Below are 20688 nucleotides of genomic sequence, written 5' to 3' on the forward strand. Positions count from 1 at the left end.
GTAACTCGAGGAGGTCGCGTGTACGGCAACGTCGACGTGCAGGACCCGCAGCCAAATCCCGCTGCGCAGGACGAGGACGCCCTCCTGCAACAACGCTTCGACGACCTCATCGCGGCCGACCAGCGGATCGAGCCACGCGACTGGATGCCCGACGGCTACCGCAGGACGCTGATCCGGCAGATCGCCCAGCACGCGCACTCGGAGATCATCGGCATGCAGCCGGAGGGGAACTGGATCACCCGGGCGCCGAGCCTGCGGCGGAAAGCGATCCTTATCGCGAAGGTGCAGGACGAAGCGGGCCACGGCCTGTACCTCTACTCCGCGGCCGAGACCCTCGGCGTCGACCGCGCGGACCTCCTGGATCTGCTGCACAGCGGGAAGCAGAAGTACTCCAGCATCTTCAACTACCCGACCCTCACCTGGGCCGACATGGGTGCCATCGGCTGGCTGGTCGACGGCGCGGCGATCATGAACCAGGTGCCGCTGTGCCGCTGCTCCTACGGCCCCTACGGACGGGCGATGGTCCGGGTCTGCAAGGAGGAGTCCTTCCACCAGCGGCAGGGCTTCGAGATCCTGAACACCCTCTCGCACGGCACGCCGGCGCAGCACGACATGGCACAGGACGCGGTGAACCGGTTCTGGTGGCCGTCGCTGATGATGTTCGGCCCACCCGACGGGGACTCGCCGCACTCGGCGCAGTCGATGGCCTGGGGGATCAAGCGATTCACCAATGACGAACTCCGCCAACGGTTCGTGGACATGACGGTGCCGCAGGCGGAGGCGTTGGGACTCTCGCTACCCGACCCCGACCTGCGCTGGAACGACGAACACGGGCACTACGACTTCGGCGCCATCGACTGGTCGGAGTTGACCCGGGTGATCAAGGGCGACGGGCCGTGCAACGCGCAGCGGATGGAGCGCCGCCGCTCCGCCCACGAGGACGGCGCCTGGGTGCGGGAGGCCGCGGACGCCTACGCCGAGAAGCACGCCCAGCCGGTGGGTGCGGTCGCATGAGCGGGTCCAACCTCAGTGCAGAGGGTGGTCACGGCGCTGTACCGACGTCGGGAGTGCCTGTGCCCGAGCCGGTTCCGCATAAACGCGTCCGGACCTCGCGCCGCGGCTGGCCGCTCTGGGAGGTGTTCGTCCGGGCCCGTCGGGGACTCTCCCACCAGCACGTCGGCAGCCTGCACGCTCCGGACGCGGCGATGGCACTGCGCAACGCCCGCGACGTCTACACCCGACGCGGCGAGGGCGTCTCGATCTGGGTGGTGCCGTCCACGGCCATCGCCGCGTCGAGCCCGGACGAGAAGGACCCGTTCTTCGACCCCGCGCTGGACAAGGCGTACCGGCACCCGACCTTCTACGAGGTTCCGGACGGGGTGGCACATCTGTGAGTCTGCCGGACACTGCGGTCACAGCAACAGCTCTCGCCGAGTACGTCACCGGGCTTGGTGACGACGCGCTCATCCTGGCGCAACGACTGGGGGAGTGGGTGACCCACGCGCCGCAGATCGAGGAGGATATCGCGCTGGCCAACATCGCCCTCGACCTGCTCGGCCAGGCAAGCACGTTGCTCGCCTACGCCGGCGGGCTGGGCGGTGCCGGCCGCACCGAGGACGACCTGGCCTTCCTGCGCGACGAGCACGACTTCCGCAACGTCCACCTGGTGGAGATACCGAACGGTGACTTCGCCGTGACGATCGCCCGTCAACTGGTGTTCTCCGGCTACCAGTACGAGCTCTACCGGACCTTGCTGGGCTCGACGGACCCGATCCTGGCCGGTCTGGCCGGCAAGGCCGTGAAAGAGGTTGCCTACCATCGCGATCACGCCCGGCAGTGGACGTTGCGGCTGGGTGACGGCACGGCGGAATCGCACCGCCGGATGCAGGACGCGGTCGACCGGGTGTGGCCGTATGTCGACGAACTGTTCGATCCCTGGCCCGTCGTTGCCGACCTGGCAGGACTCGCCGCCGATCCGGTCGCTCTGCGGGCACCCTTCGAGGCCTTCATCAGCGCCACCGTCACAGAGGCCACACTCGATGTGCCGCAACCCGTGTGGCATGCCCGCGGTGGTCGCCGCGGCGTGCACACCGAGCATATCGGGCACCTGCTGCCGGAGATGCAGTATCTGCACCGCGCACACCCGGGCGCGAAGTGGTGAGCGCGACTTCGATGCCACCGTCGATGCCAACGCTGACCGAGCAGCAACGCCTCCGGACGGTAGCCGGCGCGGTGCCCGATCCGGAGATTCCGGTGCTCACGCTGGACGATCTCGGCATCGTCCGAGGGCTCACCATCGACGACGACGGGACCGTCGAGGTGGACCTGACGCCGACCTACACCGGTTGCCCGGCGACCGCCGTCATCGCCGGTGATGTCGAGAAGGCCCTGTTGGCGAGCGGAGTCGAGCGCGCCGTCGTGAGGACGGTGCTGTCACCGGCCTGGAGCACCGACTGGATGAGCGAACAGGGTCGCCGGAAGCTGCGGGAGTACGGGATCGCGCCGCCCGGGGCGTGCCACCCCGCAGGCGTCGGGCTGATCCTCACGGCACGCTGCCCGCGGTGCGGCTCCACCAGCACCAGGGAGATCAGCAGGTTCGGCTCCACACCGTGCAAGTCGCTGTGGTCGTGCCTGTCCTGCCTGGAACCCTTCGACTCCTTCAAGTCGATCTGATGGCATCCCAGGTCACGACGCCAACGCCCACGCCGACGCCGGCAGCACGGCGTCACGCGGTGTTCCATCAGCTGAAGGTCGCCGCCGTCGACCGGCTCACCGACGACGCGGTCGGCATCACGTTCGACGTCCCGCCGGAACTCCGCGGCGAATTCACCTTCGTTGCGGGCCAGCATGTCTCGGTCCGGTCCGCGACGGTCGGCGACGACGTGCGGCGCAACTATTCGATCTGCTCGCCGGCCACCACCGGACCCCTGCGCATCGCGGTGAAGGAGATCCCGGACGGTGCATTCTCGCGGTACGCCGGACGGGAGCTGCGGCCCGGCGACGTGCTGGACGTGATGACACCGAGCGGGACGTTCACGACCGCACTGCATCCCGACCAGGCCAAGCGCTACGTCGCCGTCGCTGCCGGGTCCGGGATCACCCCGGTGCTGTCCATCCTCGCGACGGCGCTGGAGGTCGAGCGGGACAGCACGGCGGCGCTGGTGTACGTCAACCGACGCACCTCGACGATCATGTTCCTCGAGGAACTCGAAGACCTGAAGAACCGGTATCCCGACCGCTTCGAGTTGATCCACGTGCTCGGCCAGGAGGCGACCGACGTCGAGATGCTGTCCGGCAGGTTGGATGTCGAGCGGCTGGGACGCATCCTGGACAGCATCCTGCCGGTCGACGACGTCGACGAATGGTTCCTCTGCGGCCCGCTGCAGATGACCGACGCCGTGCGCGGTGTGCTCGTCGAGCGCGGCGTCGAAACCGCGCACGTGCACCGGGAGCTCTTTCACGTCGGCGATCTGCCGGCTCGTCCACGGCCGGCGCACAGTGCGGGCGCTCCCGGGAACGCCTCGACGGTCACCGTCGTGCTCGACGGTCGATCATTGAACCTGACCGTGCCACCCGACGGCGATTCCATCCTGGAAGCGACGCTGAAGGTGCGGCCCGATGCCCCGTTCGCCTGCAAGAACGCGGTGTGCGGTACCTGCCGGGCGAAGGTGGTCGAGGGCCGGGTGGAGATGGACTCCAACTACGCCCTCGAGCCGGACGAGGTCGCCCGCGGGTACGTGCTCACCTGCCAGTCGCACCCGTTGACCGCCAGGGTCGTTGTCGACTACGACCGATGAGGATTCGCACACCGACGAAGGGGGACCAGCAATGACGATGGTCGTCGAGAGCTACGCGGCCGGCCGCTGGCACGGGCCGCGCGCGGGCGCACCGCTGCTGGACGCCTCGACCGGCGAAGCGGTGGCGGTCGTCGGCACCGATCCCATCGATCTGTTCCCGGTGCTGGGCCACGCACGGTCCGTCGGTGGACCGGCGCTGCGCGAGCTGCCGTTCCACGAACGGGCAATGGCACTCAAGCGACTTGCCACCCACCTGAACGGCAAGCGGGACGAGCTCTACCCGATCTCGGCCTGGACCGGAGCGACCCGCCGGGATTCGATGGTCGACATCGATGGCGGCATCGGCGTTCTTTTCACCTTCGCGAGCAAGGGCCGGCGGGAGCTGCCGAACTCGACCGTGCTGCTGGACGGGCCGGCGGAGCGGTTGGGCAGGACTGGTCAGTTCCTCGGCCAGCACATCTACACCCCCCGCCGCGGGGTGGCGCTGCAGATCAACGCTTTCAACTTCCCGGTCTGGGGGATGCTCGAGAAGCTCGCGCCGGCGTTCCTGGCGGGGGTGCCGACCGTCGTCAAACCGGCGTCGCAGACGTCATACCTGGCCGCCGCGGTGGTGCACGAGATCATCGCGTCCGGGTTGCTGCCCGAGGGCAGCCTGCAACTGGTGACCGGCGGGTCGAGGGGCCTGCTCGACCTGCTCGACGACCAGGACACCGTCGCCTTCACCGGGTCCGCCTCGACCGCGGTACTGCTGCGGTCGCACCCATCCGTGCAGCGCGGCGGCGTGCGATTCAGCTCGGAGGCCGACTCGCTGAACTTCTCCGTGCTCGGCGTCGACATCGCGCCGGAGAGTGCGGAATTCGACCTGTACGTCCGCCAACTGGTGACCGAGATGACGTCGAAGGCCGGGCAGAAATGCACCGCGATCCGCCGCGCACTGGTACCGCAGGCGCTGGTCCCCGCAGTGATCGACGCCGTCGGCGCGCGCATCGCAGCGAAGGTGCGGGTCGGCAACCCCAGCGCGGAGGGCGTGACGATGGGCGCCCTGGCCGGTCTGGAGCAGCGGGGGCAGGTCCTCGAGCACCTCGAGAAACTGCGCACCGCAGCCGATGTCGTCGTCGGGAACCCGGACGACTTCGAGGTGCTGAGCGGCGACCCGCGCACCGGCGCGTTCCTGCCGCCGATTCTGCTGCTGGCCGGGGACGTCGGACGTCCCGAGCCGCACGACGTGGAGGTCTTCGGTCCGGTCAGTGCGGTGCTGGGCTACCGGGACACCCATCACGCCATCGACCTGGCACGACGGGGACGCGGCAGCCTGGTCGGCTCGGTCGTGTCGGCCGACCCGACGGTGGTGCGTGACCTCGTACTCGGGGTCGCACCATGGCACGGGCGGGTGCTCGTCCTGGACACCGACAGCGCGGCGGAATCAACCGGGCACGGCTCCCCGTTGCCGCACCTGGTGCACGGCGGACCGGGCCGGGCAGGGGACGGCGAGGAGCTCGGCGGCATCCGGTCGGTGCTGCACTACATGCAGCGCACCGCCGTCCAGGGCTCGCCGAAAGCCATCGCCGCGATCACCGGGACCTGGGTCGCAGGGGCGCCCCGCAGCGCCGACGGCGTTCACCCGTTCCGCAAGAGCCTGGCCGAGCTCCGGGTGGGCGACACGGTCGAAGCCGGCCCGCGCACCGTCACGCTCGACGACATCGACGCCTTCGCCGACCTCTCGGGCGACAGGTTCTACGCCCACACCGACGAAGAAGCGGCCGCCGCGAATCCGTTCTTCGAGGGCCGGGTGGCGCACGGTTACTTCGTGGTGTCCCTCGCGGCAGGACTGTTCGTCTCCCCAGAACCGGGGCCGGTGCTGGCGAACTACGGGCTCGAGCGGCTGCGGTTCCTGACGCCGGTCTACCCGGGCGACGCCCTGCGCGTGACGTTGACCGCCAAGAGCATCTCCCCGCGCGCTGACGCCGACTACGGCGAAGTGGTGTGGGACGCCGTCGTCGTCAACCAGCACGACGAGCCCGTTGCGACGTACGACGTCCTCACGCTGGTGGCCAAGACCTGACGTCGGCAGCCAAGACCTGACGCGGGTCGCGCAAAACTGAGCCCAACGTGTCCTCGGTGGGTCTCATGACGGGTTCCAGAGACGTGACAGGTTCTCTCATGCGCTGCGGAGCACTCTTCTGAGCATGTCCTCCACCCAGCGGTTCCAGCGGATGGGATTCACCGAAAGCATGCGCAGGCTTTCGCATCTCAGCCAAAGGTAGCTCCGAGGCAGGTCATTGCGTTCCAGGTCCGAACCCTTCGCAGACACACCGCAGCCGACGCCCGGCTGCGACATGTGAAGCGCCCCCGGCACCCACCGCTCTCCGTCGCACAAGGGCCGATGCCCGGCTCCTTGACGGCCAGCAGGGTGTGTCGCTGGTTCCGCCCGCACTCGACAGCCGAGCAATTCCACCGGTCAAGCCGACCGGTCCCATCAGCATGAAGGAGATCTGCAGATGAGCACGAGCACACGAGAACTGGTCGGACACCGGGGAGCCCGAGGAGCCGCGGGAGGCGCCGTTCTGGCGGTCCTGCTGGCGATGGCCGCGCCGCTGCTGGCGAGCAGTCCGGCAGCTGCCGCGGCGGCGGTGCCCACCTGTTTCGGGCAATTCCCGACCATCTTCGCCCAGCCGGGCGTGATCACACCGGGAACGCCCTTCAACGACGTCATCCTGGGAACCCCCGGGCTCGACATCATCAACGGTCTGGGCGGCAACGACAGGATCTGCTCGCTGGCCGGCAACGACCGGGTAGACGGCGGCCTCGGCAGCGATGCGGTCGACGCGGGACTGGGCAACGATCTCATCGTCGCCAGGGACGGCAACGACACGGTCCGCGGCAATGCGGGCACCGACACGGTGAGCTACGCCGGCAACGTCGCCGGGGTTCGGGTTTCGCTGGCGACGCTGGTGGCCCAGAACACCGTTGGTGCGGGTATCGACACGATCTCCTCGACGGAAAACCTGACCGGTGGGAATGGCAATGACGTCCTGGCGGGGAATGGGCTGGCGAATGTGATCGTGGCCGGTCCCGGGAATGACCGGGTGGACGGCGCCGGCGGTAATGATCGGGTCGATGCCGGCACCGGCAACGATCTGGTGGTGGCGCGGGTCGGCGACGACAGGGTCACGGGCAACGCCGGAACCGACACCGTGAGCTACGCCGGGAACGTCGTCGGGGTGAGGGTTTCGCTCGCGACGGTGGTCGCCCAGAACACGGTGGGTGCCGGTATCGACACCATCACCGCGTTCGAGAACCTGACCGGTGGCAACGGCAATGACGTGCTGGCGGGGAATGGCCTGGCGAACCTGATCCTGGCCGGTGCCGGGAACGATCGGGTGGACGGCGCCGGCGGTAATGATCGGGTCGATGCGGGCACTGGCAACGATCTGGTGGTGGCGCGGGTCGGCGACGACAGGGTCACGGGCAACGCCGGAACCGACACCGTGAGCTACGCCGTGAACGGTGCCGCGGTGAGGGTTTCGCTCGCGACAGCGCTCGCCCAGAACACCGTGGGAGCGGGCATCGACACCATCACCGCGTTCGAGAATCTGACCGGCGGGAACGGCAACGACATCCTGACCGGAAACAATGGGCCGAACCGGTTGGCCGGCGGTCCCGGGTTCGATCGGTGCAACGGTCTCCTCGGATTCGACACCGCAACCAGCTGTGAGATCCAGGTCAACATTCCGTAATCCCCACACGAACACCGATATCCCGCGCCGACTCCGGTCGACGCGGGATTTCGGCGTGTTCGAGATATCCGATCGACCGATCACACCCGGACAATGCACGGATCTCGAACTATGATTCACCGGTGGCGGTCCGCAGCACTCGACGTCGGTTCGGTTGATCCGGCCGTGAGTGTCCCGAGCTATCGACTGCGGACGGTGTGGCGAACGCCCGCGGCAATGTCTGACGTCATTGCGATCTTCGACGACGTCGAATCCCTGCCGCGGTGGTGGCCGTCGGTGTACCTCTCGGTGCGCCGGCTCTCCGACGGGGAACCGAACGGCGTCGGCCGGCGGTCCGAGCTGCACACCACCGGCTGGCTCCCGTACACGCTGTCGTGGATCTCCGTCCTCACCGAGCCGGTGACCGATGAGGGGTTCGCGTTCAGGGCCGAGGGAGATTTCAACGGGACGGGGCGGTGGATCTTCAAGCAGGCCGGGCCCGAGGTCGTCCTGGCTTTCGACTGGCGGATCAGCGTGAACAAGCCGGTGGTGCGGCGGCTCAGTTGGTTGCTGCGGCCACTCTTCGCCGCAAATCACAGGTGGGCGATGGCACGCGGCCTGGAGAGCCTTCGACTGGAGCTTCGCCGCCGGCAGGACGCGGGCGCGGTCGACCCGGGTGCAGTCGATCGAGCCGCGGTCGACCCAGCGGCAACGATCCCCCCGGGACCTACCTTCCGCCGGCTCCGTCGGCGCTGATCGCCCTCGCACACTGGGCGGCCCGCCACCAGCCGTACGCACCGATGCCGAGTGAGCTGGCGAGAAACAGCAGGTAGACCCACGCCTCGGGGGTCGCCCACGCCACCTCGTCGGGATATCGCGCCAGCGCTGCGAACTCGAGGACGGCGAAGGCGGTGTAGCTCATCGTCGCGGGGCGTATCCGCAGCCAGTCGTTCTCTCCGACAACCTGGGCCGCGGCGATGCCGAGTCCGACCAACCAGGCACCGATGGCCCGCCCGGTCAACGGCGTCAGCGCCCAGGGCCACCATTCGGCGGCAACGGTGGGTAACGCGAGCAGGGCGATACCCATCGGAATGAGGATGGCCGCATGAATGCCCAGCAGGGCGCGGAACCAGGCCGGCAGCGTCCACCGCCGCACCGGATCGGCGCCGGGCGCGCGCACCTGCCGGACGAGCAGCACGAGCATGACCAGTGGCACCACCGCGTAAACGAACAGCCATGACCAGGTGAGGAAACGGGTCACCAGGCTCGGCTCGTTCAGGTGGAAGAGATCGATGTGGACCAGGGTGATCACCAGGGTCACCGCGGTGAAGACCAGCACCGCCGGTATGGCGATCCGCGCGTCAGCCCACCTGCGCCGCCGGGACGCGGTGAATTCCATGACGCAACTCGCCCAGTAGGCGGCGCCGAGAAACGCTGCGGTGAGCGGTGAATTGATCGTCCAGGCAAACAACCGGTCGGTCGATTCGGTCAGCACGAACAGCTGGACGCCGACCATGAACACCAGCACGCTGGCGATGAGAAGGATCGTCCGGGTGCCGGATGTGGTGCCGCGGGTGGCGCTCAGCGGTTGCGTTTCCACCGGTATTCCTTCCGTCGCCGGACTGCCGAATCAGTCTGACAGTGATGCGCTCCCGTTGGCCACGTCACAGTGCTCGCCGTGCTCCCACCGCGGAAATGCCGACGAGTAATTGATACGGTTTCGGGAAATCGACCGGTCCGGAAATCCACTTTCGCCGGCCAAGTGCGGTATCTATTCTCGGTGGGTCGCGCTCCTTGACTGCAGGGTGCGGCGTTGGGACATTGGTGCGGGCCCGTGGAAATCGGAGCGCGCTCCGGAGGGCACAGAGCTTCTCCGAGATCCCGGCGCAGGACTTCCAACCGTGGCCACTGACCCGAACGGGAGAGCGCGCGAGTGGATATCGGCATCCTCGGGGCGCTGGAGGCCAGAGAAGGCGCGCGATCGCTGGAGCTGGGTGGCACCAAGCAGCGCGCAGTACTGGCCATGCTGTTGCTGCGCATCAACCAGGTTGTCGCGGTCGATTCACTGGTCGATGGGCTGTGGGGCGAGCTCGTTCCCGACAGCGCCACCAATGTCGTGCAGACCTACATCTCGCGGATCCGCGGGATTCTGGGTTCGGCCGGTGACGACTCGGGCTTCGGCGGAGTGCGCCGCTGCCGCCCTGGCTACCTGCTCGCATTGGATCCGGAGCACTTCGACCTGTACCGGTTCCAGCGGTTGGTCCGCGAGGGCACCCAGCAACGCGCCGTCGATGCGGGTGCAGCGTCCACGACGCTGCAAGCAGCGTTGGACATCTGGCGCGGACCCGCTCTGGCGGAATTCGGCGAACTCCCCTTCGCGGTGGCCGAGCAGCACCGGCTCGAGGAGGAGCGGCTCAGCGTCCTCGTCTCGCGGATCGGTGCGGACCTGGAAGTCGGCCGGCACGCCGATGTGGTCGCCGAACTCGAGCTGTTGGTCGCCGGGCATCCCCTGCACGAGGAAATCTGGGCGCAGCTGATGCTGGGGCTGTTCCGGTCCGGCCGCCAGGCAGAGGCGCTGGCCGCCTACCGACGCGCTCAGCAGATCTTCGCCGAGGAACTCGGCATCGACCCGGGCCGACGGCTCAGCGAACTTGAGTCCGCCATCCTGGCCCGGGATCCGAACCTGGAGTGGGAACCACCCGGCCGCCCGACGGAGGTCGGACGACCGCCGCTGCAGGCCAGGGTGTGGAAGGTGCCCGCCCGGAATCCGCACTTCACCGGCCGGGCAACGTTGCTCGACCAGCTGCGGTCCCGACTGCAGGCAGGCGAGAACTCACTGGTGGTCGAGGCGCTGTTCGGTCTCGGCGGCGTGGGTAAGACGCAGCTGGCGATCGAGTACGCCCACCGGTACGCCGCCGACTACCGGGTGGTCTGGTGGGTCGACGCCGAGCAGCCGGTGTTGATCCCCGATCAGTTGGTGGCCCTGGCGGGGCGGCTCGGGCTCCCGACGCACGGCAGCACCACCGACGTCGTCGATCACCTGCTCTCCGAGCTGACCGATACCACCGACTGGTTGCTGATCTTCGACAACGCCGAGCATCCGGCGGATATCGCGGATTACCGCCCGGGCGGGTCCGGGCACCTGCTGGTGACGTCCCGCTTTCCGGGTTGGGGGTCGTTGGGCGGCCGGATCCAGGTGGATGTTCTGCCGCGCACCGACACCGTCGCACTGCTGCGGGCTCGGATCCCGGAGATGGCGGGATCGGTCGCGCAGGGACTCGCGGCGGAACTCGGCGACCTTCCGCTTGCCGCGGCGCAGGCCGCTGCCTATCTGGAGCAAACCGGAATGGGCCCGGCCGACTACCTGTCCAGGTTCCGCACCCGTCGGGAAAGCTTGCTCGCACACGGGGATGTCGTCGGTTACCAACGTCGCGTCGACACCACCTGGGCGCTGTCCCTCGAGCGCCTCCATGCCACCGATCCCGTCTCGGTCGAACTTCTCGAGGTGGGGGCGTTCATGGCGCCCGAACCGATTCCGCTGACGTTGTTCACCGGGCACACGGAACTCCTTACCGGATCGCTGCAGCAGGCCGCGGCGGCCGGTCCGGATGCGCTCTCTGATGCCGTCGGGGCAGCCGTCGCCTTGTCGCTGGTGTCGCGTGGGCCGGACAGCTTCCAGCTGCATCGGCTGGTGCAGGCGGTGATCCGCCACCGGCTTCCACCCCAGCGGCAGCGTGACCTCGGGGCGCTCACGGTGGCTCTGCTGTCGGCGGCGCACCCCGGCGACCCACACGATCCCGCGCACTGGCCCGCGTACGCCCGGCTAGCCCCGCACATCCTGGCGACCGGGCACCTCGGCGACGAGGACCCGGACGGCCGGGCCCTGATGCTGGACACCGTCCAGTACCTGACGGCCAGAGGTGAGACCCGGGCCGGTCGGCTGATCGCCGAGGAACTGCTCATGCGGTGGCGCCGGGTGCTCGGCCTCATGCACCCGACGACGTTGACGCTGGCCGGCATCCTCACCGGGACGCTTGCCTGGCTCGGAGAAGCAGGACGCGCGTGCGAGCTCGGCCAGGAAACCCTCGAACAATGCCGGTGGACCCTCGGGCCCGACCACCCGACGACGCTGAGCACGGCCACCTCCCTGACATCGGCCCTGGGGTGGATCGGCAGAAGTGAGGAGGCCGCCGCCCTCGGCCACGACACCCTGCAGCGGTGCCGCCGGACGCTCGGCGCGGATCACCCCGCCACCCTCGGTTCGGCCGCGCAGTGGGCGTTCACCCTGCTCGGACTCGGAGACGTCGAGGCGGCGCGCGAACTGAGCGCCGAGACCGTCCGGCGGTGTCAGCAGGCGCTCGGCCCAGACCATCCGACCACGATGGTCGCTGCGGCGGCGCTGGTCTTCTCCTACGCATGGCTCGGCCAGGCGCAGGAGGCCTGCGATCTGGGCATTGCGTCCGTGGAAGGGTGCCAACAGGCGTTCGGGGTCGACCACTGGCTCGCCCTGGTCACCGAGGCAGCGCTGACCTTCGGCTTCGTCGGGCTGGCGCAGGCGGACCGCACGGCAGGCGAGCGAGCGGTGCGGACCAGCAGCGACATCGTGGAGCGTGCCCGGACGGCCTTCGGCGCCGACCACTGGGTGACCTTGATCGCCGCCGCCGCCAGGACGTTCGCACTGGCGGCCGCCGGTCAAGAGGTAGCAGCCAGGGCGCTCGGCGCCGACGCTCTGCTGCGCTGCAACCGGACGCTGGGCAGTCACCACCCGATCGCGCAGAACCTCCGTCAGGTGCTGGAACCGGCGGTGCCGGCCGCGGCCGTTCCGGCGCGTTCACACCGGTAGCGATGCAGCGGCAGGGTCGTTCGACCCTGGTCACCCACGGTCCGGGAGATTGAGATGGGTGAACAGGACCGGCCTGGCACGGAGGTGACGTCCCATGTCGCACATCGCCCGCTCGATCGGTGTCGCCGCAGCCGCCGGGTATGCCGGGCTGCAACTCCTCGGCAGACGCGCGGGTTCGACCGCCGACGAACGCACCGCGATGCTGCCCGGTGACGACGTCGTGCCCGATCCACAGCTCGTCACCAACCACGCGATCACCATCAACGCGCCGGCCGCCGATGTCTGGCCGTGGCTGACCCAGATGGGATGGCACCTGGGTGGGTACTACGGCCCGGAATGGGTCGACCGCCTGCTGTTCCCGCAGAACTGGGCGAGCTTGGACGCGCTGGACCCCGACCTGCTGCGTCACCTCGAGGTCGGCGACCAGATCCCCGACGGGGCGCCCGGCACCGCCTACTACGAGGTTCGTCAGGCGCAGGCGCCGCGCCTGCTGGTGCTGCACTCGACGACGCACGTTCCGCCCGGCTGGGCGGCGAAGTACGGCGCAACCATCAACTGGACCTGGTGTTTCTCGTTGACCGACCATTCCGCCGGTCGATCACGGTTGCACGCAAGGGTGCGCGGCCGGATGACGCCGTGGTGGTTCGCGGCGCTCTACTCGGCCACCATCGTCCCGTCGGACGCGATCATGGCCAGCGGGATGCTGCGCGGCATCAAACGGCGCGTCGAATCGCATCCGCGGCCGCGCGTGTCGGGGCGGCCGCCGCTCGTCACGCAGGCTCGCCGGCACCCGGCGTCGGTTATCTGACCCTGGTTCCGGCAGAGGTCAGCGGGCCCTGCGGACCAGCCGTTCGGCATCCAGCAGCACGACACTCTTGCCCTCGAGCCGCAGCCAACCGCGGTGGCCGAAGTCGGCCAACGCCTTGTTGACCGTCTCCCGGGAGGCGCCGACCAGCTGCGCCAGTTCCTCCTGGGTCAGGTCGTGGGTGACCCGCAGGTGGCCGCCCTCCTGTTGGCCGAACTGCCGGGCCAGCTGCAGCAGGGCCTTGGCGACCCTGCCGGGGACATCGGTGAAGATCAGGTCGGCCAGCGCGTTGTTGGTCCGCCGCAGCCTGCGCGCGAGCACCCGCAGCAGCTGCTCGGCGATCTCGGGGCGCTTGTTGATCCATTCCTTGAGCGCGTCACGGTCCATCGTCGCCAGCCGGACGTCGGTGACGGCGGTGGCGGAGGACGTTCGCGGCCCGGGATCGAAGACGGACAACTCGCCGAACATATCCGACGGCCCCATCACGGCGAGGAGGTTCTCCCGGCCGTCCGGGGAATGCCGGCCGAGCTTCACCTTGCCGGAGAGGATCACGTACAGCCGGTCGCCCAGCTCACCCTCGGCGAAGATGGAGCTACCGCGCGCGTAGTCGACCGTTTCCAGCTGTGATCCAAGGGCGAGCGCCGCTTCCGGATCGACCCCCTGGAAGATGCCAGCCTTTGCGAGCGTTTCTTCCACCCTGTCCTCCTGATCGGACCGCCGAGTACACCCAAGAAAATAGCGTCCCGGCTGAGACGCAGAGCACAGTGTAGGGGGCGACCCCTCGGCGCTGCCCGCCGCTCGCGCTGGATGGGAATCCGGCTTCGTGTCGTCCGTCTCACCGGGTGGGTCCACACCTCACGCATCGGCTTCTCGGACGCTCGGGCTCGGGCCCGGGAGGTCAGTCCTTCAGCTTGCGGCGGCCGCGGGACCGGCGGCGGAGCCGGAACTTGGCGAACGCCTTGGTCCAGCCCTCCCGGATCAGGGTGTTGACCTCTTCGGGCCGGGCGGTGTCGAGGAACTCCTGCACGTCGGCCTCACTGACCGTCGAGGTCTGCAGTCGTTTCTCGACACGCTCCATGAAAAGGGCGAACACCATCAGCAGCAGGGGGATGAGCAGCACCAGGAAGACGGTCATGGTCCGAACATCATCCCCCACGGTCGGCCCCCCGGCTCCGGACCCCGCTGCACGGCGTGCCGGGCAACCATCCTGCGATCCGGACGTCAGGTGCTTATGGCAACCTGGCAGCGTGGCGACACCGGGACGGATGCGGCGGGCGAAGACGCCCGCGACGCCGCTGGCCCGTACCCGGCGCGCCCGGCAGATCGCTGCCCGGCTGGCCGACGGATACCCGGACGCGGACTGCGAACTGGACTTCAGCACCCCGCTCGAGCTGGCCGTTGCGACAATCCTGTCCGCCCAGTCGACGGACGCCAGGGTGAACATGGTGACACCGGCCCTGTTCGCCCGGTTCAGGACAGCGGCCGACTACGCGGCCGCGCCGAGAGCCGAACTCGAGACGATGATCCAGTCCACCGGCTTCTTCCGGAACAAGGCGGCGTCGCTGATCGGACTGGGCCAGGCGCTGGTCGAACGCTTCGACGGGGAGTTGCCGTCGACGCTTCCCGAACTGGTCAGCCTGCCCGGCTTCGGCCGGAAGACGGCGAACGTGGTGCTCGGGCACGCGTTCGGCGTACCGGGGATCACGGTGGACACCCACGTCACCCGAATGGCGACCCGCTGGGGCCTGACCACGAACACCGACCCGGTCAAGATCGAATTCGAGCTGAACGCGCAGCTGCCGCCGGACCGGTGGACCGTGTTCTCGGATCAGGCGATCTTCCACGGCCGCCGGGTGTGTCACGCCAAGAAACCGGCCTGCGGGGCGTGCTTCCTCGCCCCCCTGTGTGCGTCCTACGGGATCGGCACGACGGACCCGGTTGCGGCGGCTGCCCTCGTCGTCGGCCCGGAGCGGCCGCACCTGCTGTCGATGGTCGGCCTCGCGGACGCCGAGTGATGGAGCCGGCCGGCTCGGTCCCGGTGGATGCTTCCGACGAACAGCGCGTGACGACCCGCCCCTCGGCGGGTCAGCCCGGACCGCTGGTTGCACCGCCGCAGGGCGGCGATCCCTTTGGGCACCGCCTCGTCGACGACGAGGTGCTGCCCTCCTGGCTGCATCCGCTGATCCGCCGGGTCGACGGCGCGCAACTCCCCGGGCCGATCCACAGCCTGACCGGTCAGGCACCCGCGCACGCCCGGCACAGCGCGGTGCTGATGTTGTTCGGCGAGGGCGCGCAGGGCCCTGACCTGCTGCTCACCCAGCGGTCGGCGACGATGCGCTCGCACCCGGGGCAGCCTGCTTTCCCCGGCGGGGCCACCGACCCCGGGGAGGATGCCATCCAGGCGGCGCTGCGCGAGGGCTTCGAGGAGACCGGGCTGCTGCCGTCATCGGTCGTGCCCGCGGCGCTGCTGCCCGAGCTCTTCCTGCCGCCCTCGGGTTTCGTGGTGCGTCCGGTGCTGGCCTACTGGCGCGAGCCGGGGGAGGTGCGGGCGGTCGATCCGGCGGAGACCGCGGTGGTCGCCCGGGTCCCGGTCGCTGAACTGGTCGACCCCGCGAACCGCGGCCGCGTGCGGCACTCCAGCGGGTACGTCGGCCCGGCGTTCCAGGTCGCCGAACTGCTGGTCTGGGGCTTCACCGCCGGCCTGGTCGACGTGCTGCTCGAGCTCGGCGGCTGGGCCGTCCCGTGGGACGAGGACCGGATCTTCGACCTGCCGGAATTCCGATGACGGGCGCCACATGAGCATCGTCGACATCATCGTGGTGCTGCTGGTCATCGCGGCCGCCGTCTCCGGATTCCGGCAGGGCCTGATCACCGCGATCTTCACCCTGGTGACAGCGATCGCCGGCGCGGTGGTGGCGATTCAGCTCGCGCCGTTCCTGATGGAGAAGGTCGACGATCCGACGGCCAAGATCGCCATCGGCATCGCGTGCGTCGTGGTGGGTGTCGGGATCGGTGAGGTCGCCGGCTCCACTGTCGGCAAGGCCATTTCGCAGCGGGTGAGCTGGCGGCCGGCACAGGCCGTGGACCGCACCCTCGGCCTGTTCGGGTACGCGATCGCGGTGCTCGTCGTCATCTGGCTGATCGCCGTCCCGCTCGCCTCCGTTCCCTATCCCTGGCTGTCGTCGGCGATCCGCGGATCGGCTGTGCTGGCGAAGGTGAACGACGTCATGCCGGCCCAGGCGCAGGATGTCTCCAGCAAGCTACGGGAGGTCTTGAACGACTCCGGCTTCCCGGCCATCCTCGACCCGCTCGCCCCCACCCCGAACACGTCGGTGGAGCCACCCGACCCGGCCGCCGGAACAACGCCGCAGGTCGCGGCGGCCGCCGACTCGATCCTCAAGGTGCGGTCCGTGGCCCAGTCGTGCGCGCGCCGGATGGAAGGCACCGGGTTCGTGATCGCCCCCGAGAAGCTCATGACGAACGCGCATGTCGTCGCCGGGTCGGATCGGGCGGAGGTGGAGACCGGCGGTGGGCGGCTCGATGCGACCGTCGTGCTCTACGACGCGGAGCGGGACCTTGCGGTCCTCGACGTCCCGGGTCTTGACGCGGCGCCGTTGGAGTTCGCGACGACGCCGGCGGCCCCCGGTGCCTCGGCGATCGTCGCCGGGTACCCGCTGGACGGCCCGTACCTGGTGACGCCGGCCCGAATCCGCGCGTCCATCCAGCTCCGCGGGCCCAACATCTACTCCAGCGCCACCGTCACAAGGGAGGTCTACACCCTCCGGGCGCAGGTCCGGCCGGGCAATTCCGGCGGCCCGCTGCTTGCCCCCGACGGCACCGTCCTCGGCGTGATCTTCGGGGCCGCGATCGACGAGACCGACGTCGGGTTCGCCTTGACCGCCGAGGAGGTCGCACCGGTGGTCGAAGCCGGTCTGACCGACAGTTCGGCGGCGTCGACCGAGGCCTGCACCGCGGCCTGAGCCGTCATCGTTCTTCCCGAGTCGATCAGCTCACCGCAGCCCGCTCGCCCGTCGGGCCAGCCCGGCGATCATCGTCGTGAGGACGTCCGGCGATTCCTCGGCCGGGTAGTGACCGACCCCGCGGACCGTCGACAACGTGTACCAGCCCGTGCACTGCTCGCGGGCGTCCACCAGAGCTGACGGCGGCGTGAAACGGTCGGCATCGCCGACCACGTGCAGCACCGGTGCGGTGATCGGCCTGGCCAGCGCCTCGCGGTGCCGGTGGCCATCGGTGCGGAGCGGTGACCGCCCGGCCCAGCGCAGGTGTTCCACCGCCCCGCGGGCGGCTCCCGGGACGCGAATTGCCTGCCGCATCTTGACCATCGTCTCGGCGAAATCCGCCGACGCCCGCCACGCGGGCCCGGACTGCGACCGCACCAACCGCTCGAGCAGGGCGGCGTTCCCGGCCAGCAGATGACGCTCCGGCCAGGCCGGAGTCGCCGCCCAGGCCAGCAGTCGCCCGTACCGGTCGGTGGTGACGGGCCGCCGGATCCGCGCCATCCGGATCGGGTGCGGCGCGGCGATCGCCACCACCCCGCGGACTTGCGCGGGATTCATCACGGCGGTGTCGAACGCGGTCACTCCGCCGTACCCCTGCCCTACCAGGACGGCGTCCCGCTCACCGAGCGAACGGACGAGCCCGGCGATGTCGTCGGCGAGGGTGAAGGCGTCGTAGCCGCGTGGCGTCTTGTCGCTGTCGCCGTACCCGCGCAGATCCGGGGCGACCACCCGGAAACCCGCCCGCGCGAGGCCGGGAAGTTGGTACCGCCACGACCGCCAGTACTGCCCGAAGCCGTGCATCAGCAGGATCAGCGGACCGCTGCCCGCCTCGGCGATGTGGAAACGGATGCCGTTGGCACTGATGTCCCGGTGCTGCCAAGGCCCTTCGTCCCGGAGCATCGAGCCATCGGGAACCGGCTCGTCCTCGGTCGCCGGCGTCTGTTCCGCAGGACCCAGCAGGTCCTCGATGTCGGCCGCGCGATCGGGCCGATCCCGCTTCGCGCGCCGTTCCGGCGTCGGGTGACGTTCCTGCCTGGCGCTGCGGACGCGCCGCCAGCGCCGGGGCAGGGCGCCGGGATCGCGGGGTGCCCCAGCTCCGGCAGCGGCGTCCGGCTGGACTCCGGGGCCTTCCGGATCGCCGGGTGCCGCCGGCCCGGTCACCGCGGACGACTCGGTGGACGGCTGGTCAAGACGATCCCGGTCAGGACCCGGTAGCAGCCGTCTTCAGTGCCGCCGCCGTCTGTTCCAGCGACGCGATGGTCTTCTCCGGCTTCTTGACCTTCTTGACCTTGCGGTAGCCGAGGAACGCAAAGGCCGCGGCGATCAGCACCATCAGGACGAAGACGATCGTGAAGGCGGCCCATCTCGGCAGCCAGATCGCCAGGATCTCGCCCACCATGAACCAGAAGAAGAACAGCGAGAACGCACCGATGACGCCGGCGATCGCGAACATCACGCCGCCGGTGGCGCCGGTCTTGACCGTCTGGGTCACCTCCAGCTTGGCCAGCTCGATCTCCGAGCGGATCAGCGTGGACATGTGCGTCGAGACGTCCTTGACCAGTTCGCCCATCGACCCGTTGCGGTCGACAGCCGGCTCCGCAACGAGCGGGATGGACGCTGGTGTTGACCCGGCGACGGTGAACTGGTTCGGCGGCTTTGGCGTGCCGGAAGTCGTCACAGCCCTCTCCTGAAGGTCGGCGGGCCGGCCGGTGGTGCGGCCGAAGGCTCCGTGCTTGGTCGGTGCGGGGTTCATCGTGCCATGCCCGCTGGTCGCCGGTTGGCCGCAGGGTCGCGCGGCGCACGGCGCGTCCCTCGGTCGACGCGCCGCCACGCTGGGGCACGGCCCTCCCGGCGGGCAGCCGGCGCGGCGGCCAGGCGAGTTACTGGCCGAGCAGCCAGCGGTCGGGGGCCGTCAGCCGGGCGGCATCCGCGGGGCCCCACGAGCCCTGCGGGTAAGACTGCACGGCCGGGCGGTTCTCCAGCACAGGTTCCAGCACCCGCCAGGCGCTGGCGAGCCCGTCCGGTCGGGTGAAGAGTGACCGGTCGCCGTTCAGCACGTCATGGATGAGCCGGACGTACGGCGGCAACGCGTCCGCACCGTCGACCTCGCCCAGCACGATGGAGGCGTCGCTGACCGTCAGATTCAACCCGGGCCCCGGCTCCTTCACCACCATCGACAGTTCGACGGCTCCGCTGCCGGCGAGCGACAACGTCAGCACGCCAGCATCTTTCGGGACGTCGAACGGCGCACCGGTCGGCTCGCGGAGGATGATGCTGACCCGCTGGGTCGAGCCCGCCATGCGCTTGCCGGTCCGCATCAGGAACGGCACGCCACGCCAGCGGTCGTTGTCCACCCACATCCGGGCCGCGACGTAGGTGTCCGTCGTCGAGTCCGGCTCGACGCCCTTCACATCGAGGTAGCCCTCGTACTGGCCCAGGACCACCTCGGACGGATCGAGCGGACGGAAACAGGAGATCACCTGTTCGCGGGCCGATTGCAGGTCGTCGGCGCTCATGCTCTTGGGCGGCTCCATCGCCACCTCGGCCGCCACCTGGAACAGGTGGGTGATGAGCATGTCGAGCATCGCGCCGGTGGCGTCGTAGAACACCGCCCGGTCGTCGATGTCGAGGTCCTCGGGCGCGTCGATCTGCACGGCCTTGATGTGCCGGGAATTCCAGGTGTCGCCGAAGATGCTGTTCGCGAAGCGCAGCACATGCAGGTCCTGGGTCGCCTCCTTCCCGAGGAAGTGGTCGATGCGATAGACCTGCGACTCGGTCAGTACCTCGTGCACCGCCTTGTCCAGTGCCCGGAAGTTCTCCGGCGATGTGCCGAACGGCTTCTCGTAGACGACGCGTGCACCCTTGGCCAGGTCGTGTTGGCCGAGCGCGGCCGTCAACTCGGGAAACGCGACGGGCGGCACTGCGAAGTAATGGACCAGTTGCGCCTCGTCGCCGAGGTCGGACTTGGCCTGGGTCAGCACGTCGAGCAGGCTGCCGGGGTCGTCGGAGTCGAAACCGCCGCCGGCGAACCGCAAACGGGAGCTGAAGTCCTCCCACGGTCCGGTGTCCGGTGCGGGGCCGAACTCGGTGAGCACGTCGTGGACGTGGCCGCGGAAGTCCTCATGGGAGACGTCCCCACGTCCGTTGCCCACCAGGAGGTAGTTCTCCGGCAGCAGGTTCTCCTTCGCCAGCCGGAAGAAGGCCGGGATGACCATGCGTTTGGCCAGGTCTCCGGTCCCGCCGAAGAGGACGAAGACGACGGGTGCGCTGGGCCGGTCGGGGCTGGACTGCTGGGTGCTGGATTGCTCGGTGCTGGACTGCTCGGTGCTGGACTGCTCAGGGCTGGAACCAGGAAGCGGCGGCATGTGTCGCAGATTAACGGAGTGATTGTCGTCAGCCCCGGTGAACGACGGAGGGATCGGTTCACTCGGACCGGGTGGGACCGTCACCGGGGTGGGACAGCAGTGGAGCGGGTGCAGATCGCACCCGCTCCACTGTGACACCCTTG

Annotated in this window: 19 protein-coding genes; 13 read left to right on the forward strand and 6 right to left on the reverse strand. The window is 69.3% G+C overall.

What is annotated here, in order from left to right; translation table 11 throughout:
• Nucleotides 1–144 precede the first annotated feature (144 nt).
• The 8 genes from paaA (at nt 145) to ACVBEQ_RS15820 (ending at nt 8269) form a co-directional block, all read left to right on the forward strand.
• Nucleotides 145–1014 carry a 1,2-phenylacetyl-CoA epoxidase subunit PaaA gene (paaA, locus tag ACVBEQ_RS15785; protein ID WP_447154365.1) on the forward strand — a complete coding sequence of 290 codons (870 nt, stop codon included), beginning with the start codon at nt 145–147 and terminating at the stop codon, nt 1012–1014.
• The gene (paaB, locus tag ACVBEQ_RS15790) at nt 1011–1394 is read left to right on the forward strand and encodes a 1,2-phenylacetyl-CoA epoxidase subunit PaaB (protein ID WP_447154267.1); all 384 of its coding nucleotides are present in this window, start codon (nt 1011–1013) and stop codon (nt 1392–1394) included. Before paaA ends, paaB begins: the two co-directional genes overlap by 4 nt.
• A complete protein-coding gene (paaC, locus tag ACVBEQ_RS15795; protein WP_447154268.1) occupies nt 1391–2161 on the forward strand; it encodes a 1,2-phenylacetyl-CoA epoxidase subunit PaaC in 771 nt (256 codons plus the stop codon). Before paaB ends, paaC begins: the two co-directional genes overlap by 4 nt.
• A gap of 23 nt (nt 2162–2184) precedes the next feature.
• A complete protein-coding gene (gene paaD, locus ACVBEQ_RS15800; protein ID WP_447154269.1) occupies nt 2185–2673 on the forward strand; it encodes a 1,2-phenylacetyl-CoA epoxidase subunit PaaD in 489 nt (162 codons plus the stop codon).
• The gene (paaE, locus tag ACVBEQ_RS15805) at nt 2673–3797 is read left to right on the forward strand and encodes a 1,2-phenylacetyl-CoA epoxidase subunit PaaE (RefSeq protein WP_447154270.1); all 1125 of its coding nucleotides are present in this window, start codon (nt 2673–2675) and stop codon (nt 3795–3797) included. Before paaD ends, paaE begins: the two co-directional genes overlap by 1 nt.
• A 31-nt stretch (nt 3798–3828) precedes the next feature.
• Nucleotides 3829–5859, forward strand: a complete 2031-nt coding sequence (gene paaZ, locus ACVBEQ_RS15810) for a phenylacetic acid degradation bifunctional protein PaaZ (protein WP_447154271.1) — start codon at nt 3829–3831, stop codon at nt 5857–5859.
• Between the two features lie 436 nt (nt 5860–6295).
• Entirely contained in the window at nt 6296–7534 is a 1239-nt protein-coding gene (locus ACVBEQ_RS15815) for a calcium-binding protein (RefSeq protein WP_447154272.1), read from the forward strand.
• Nucleotides 7535–7750: 216 nt separating this feature from the next.
• Nucleotides 7751–8269 carry an SRPBCC family protein gene (locus tag ACVBEQ_RS15820; RefSeq protein WP_447154273.1) on the forward strand — a complete coding sequence of 173 codons (519 nt, stop codon included), beginning with the start codon at nt 7751–7753 and terminating at the stop codon, nt 8267–8269.
• On the opposite strand, the gene ACVBEQ_RS15825 is transcribed toward ACVBEQ_RS15820, so the two are convergent.
• The gene (locus ACVBEQ_RS15825; protein ID WP_447154274.1) at nt 8241–9113 is read right to left on the reverse strand and encodes a hypothetical protein; all 873 of its coding nucleotides are present in this window, start codon (nt 9111–9113) and stop codon (nt 8241–8243) included. The two genes, ACVBEQ_RS15820 and ACVBEQ_RS15825, sit on opposite strands and share 29 nt — an antisense overlap.
• A 333-nt stretch (nt 9114–9446) precedes the next feature.
• On the opposite strand from ACVBEQ_RS15825, the gene fxsT reads away from it, so the two are divergent.
• Together fxsT and ACVBEQ_RS15835 are read left to right on the forward strand one after the other, a co-directional pair.
• Nucleotides 9447–12356, forward strand: a complete 2910-nt coding sequence (gene fxsT, locus ACVBEQ_RS15830; RefSeq protein WP_447154275.1) for an FxSxx-COOH system tetratricopeptide repeat protein — start codon at nt 9447–9449, stop codon at nt 12354–12356.
• Between the two features lie 94 nt (nt 12357–12450).
• Nucleotides 12451–13164 (forward strand): SRPBCC family protein, encoded by a 714-nt coding sequence (locus ACVBEQ_RS15835; protein WP_447154276.1) that lies wholly within the window; start codon nt 12451–12453, stop codon nt 13162–13164.
• 18 nt (nt 13165–13182) lie between these two features.
• On the opposite strand, the gene ACVBEQ_RS15840 is transcribed toward ACVBEQ_RS15835, so the two are convergent.
• Nucleotides 13183–13857, reverse strand: coding sequence for a Crp/Fnr family transcriptional regulator (locus tag ACVBEQ_RS15840; protein WP_447154277.1), 675 nt, complete (start codon nt 13855–13857; stop codon nt 13183–13185).
• Between the two features lie 202 nt (nt 13858–14059).
• On the reverse strand, nt 14060–14296 hold the full coding sequence (locus tag ACVBEQ_RS15845) for a hypothetical protein (protein ID WP_447154278.1): 237 nt from the start codon (nt 14294–14296) through the stop codon (nt 14060–14062).
• A 130-nt stretch (nt 14297–14426) separates the two neighbouring features.
• On the opposite strand from ACVBEQ_RS15845, the gene nth reads away from it, so the two are divergent.
• The 3 genes from nth to ACVBEQ_RS15860 are packed head-to-tail and all read left to right on the forward strand — an operon-like array spanning nt 14427 to nt 17141.
• On the forward strand, nt 14427–15176 hold the full coding sequence (nth, locus tag ACVBEQ_RS15850; protein WP_447154366.1) for an endonuclease III: 750 nt from the start codon (nt 14427–14429) through the stop codon (nt 15174–15176).
• Nucleotides 15177–15223: 47 nt separating this feature from the next.
• Complete coding sequence (locus ACVBEQ_RS15855) at nt 15224–15946, forward strand: NUDIX hydrolase (RefSeq protein WP_447154279.1); 723 nt, start codon at nt 15224–15226, stop codon at nt 15944–15946.
• A 10-nt stretch (nt 15947–15956) separates the two neighbouring features.
• The gene (locus tag ACVBEQ_RS15860) at nt 15957–17141 is read left to right on the forward strand and encodes a MarP family serine protease (protein WP_447154280.1); all 1185 of its coding nucleotides are present in this window, start codon (nt 15957–15959) and stop codon (nt 17139–17141) included.
• A 30-nt stretch (nt 17142–17171) separates the two neighbouring features.
• Here the strand turns inward: ACVBEQ_RS15860 and ACVBEQ_RS15865 are convergent, their stop codons facing one another.
• The 3 genes from ACVBEQ_RS15865 to ACVBEQ_RS15875 form a co-directional block, all read right to left on the reverse strand.
• Nucleotides 17172–18341: an alpha/beta fold hydrolase gene (locus tag ACVBEQ_RS15865; RefSeq protein ID WP_447154281.1), complete on the reverse strand. Its 1170-nt coding sequence runs from the start codon at nt 18339–18341 to the stop codon at nt 17172–17174.
• Nucleotides 18342–18381: 40 nt separating this feature from the next.
• Nucleotides 18382–18858 (reverse strand): phage holin family protein, encoded by a 477-nt coding sequence (locus ACVBEQ_RS15870; protein ID WP_447154282.1) that lies wholly within the window; start codon nt 18856–18858, stop codon nt 18382–18384.
• A gap of 202 nt (nt 18859–19060) precedes the next feature.
• Nucleotides 19061–20545 (reverse strand): glucose-6-phosphate dehydrogenase, encoded by a 1485-nt coding sequence (locus ACVBEQ_RS15875; protein WP_447154283.1) that lies wholly within the window; start codon nt 20543–20545, stop codon nt 19061–19063.
• Nucleotides 20546–20688: the final 143 nt, after the last annotated feature.

It is taken from the genome of Nakamurella sp. GG22 (assembly GCF_052976845.2).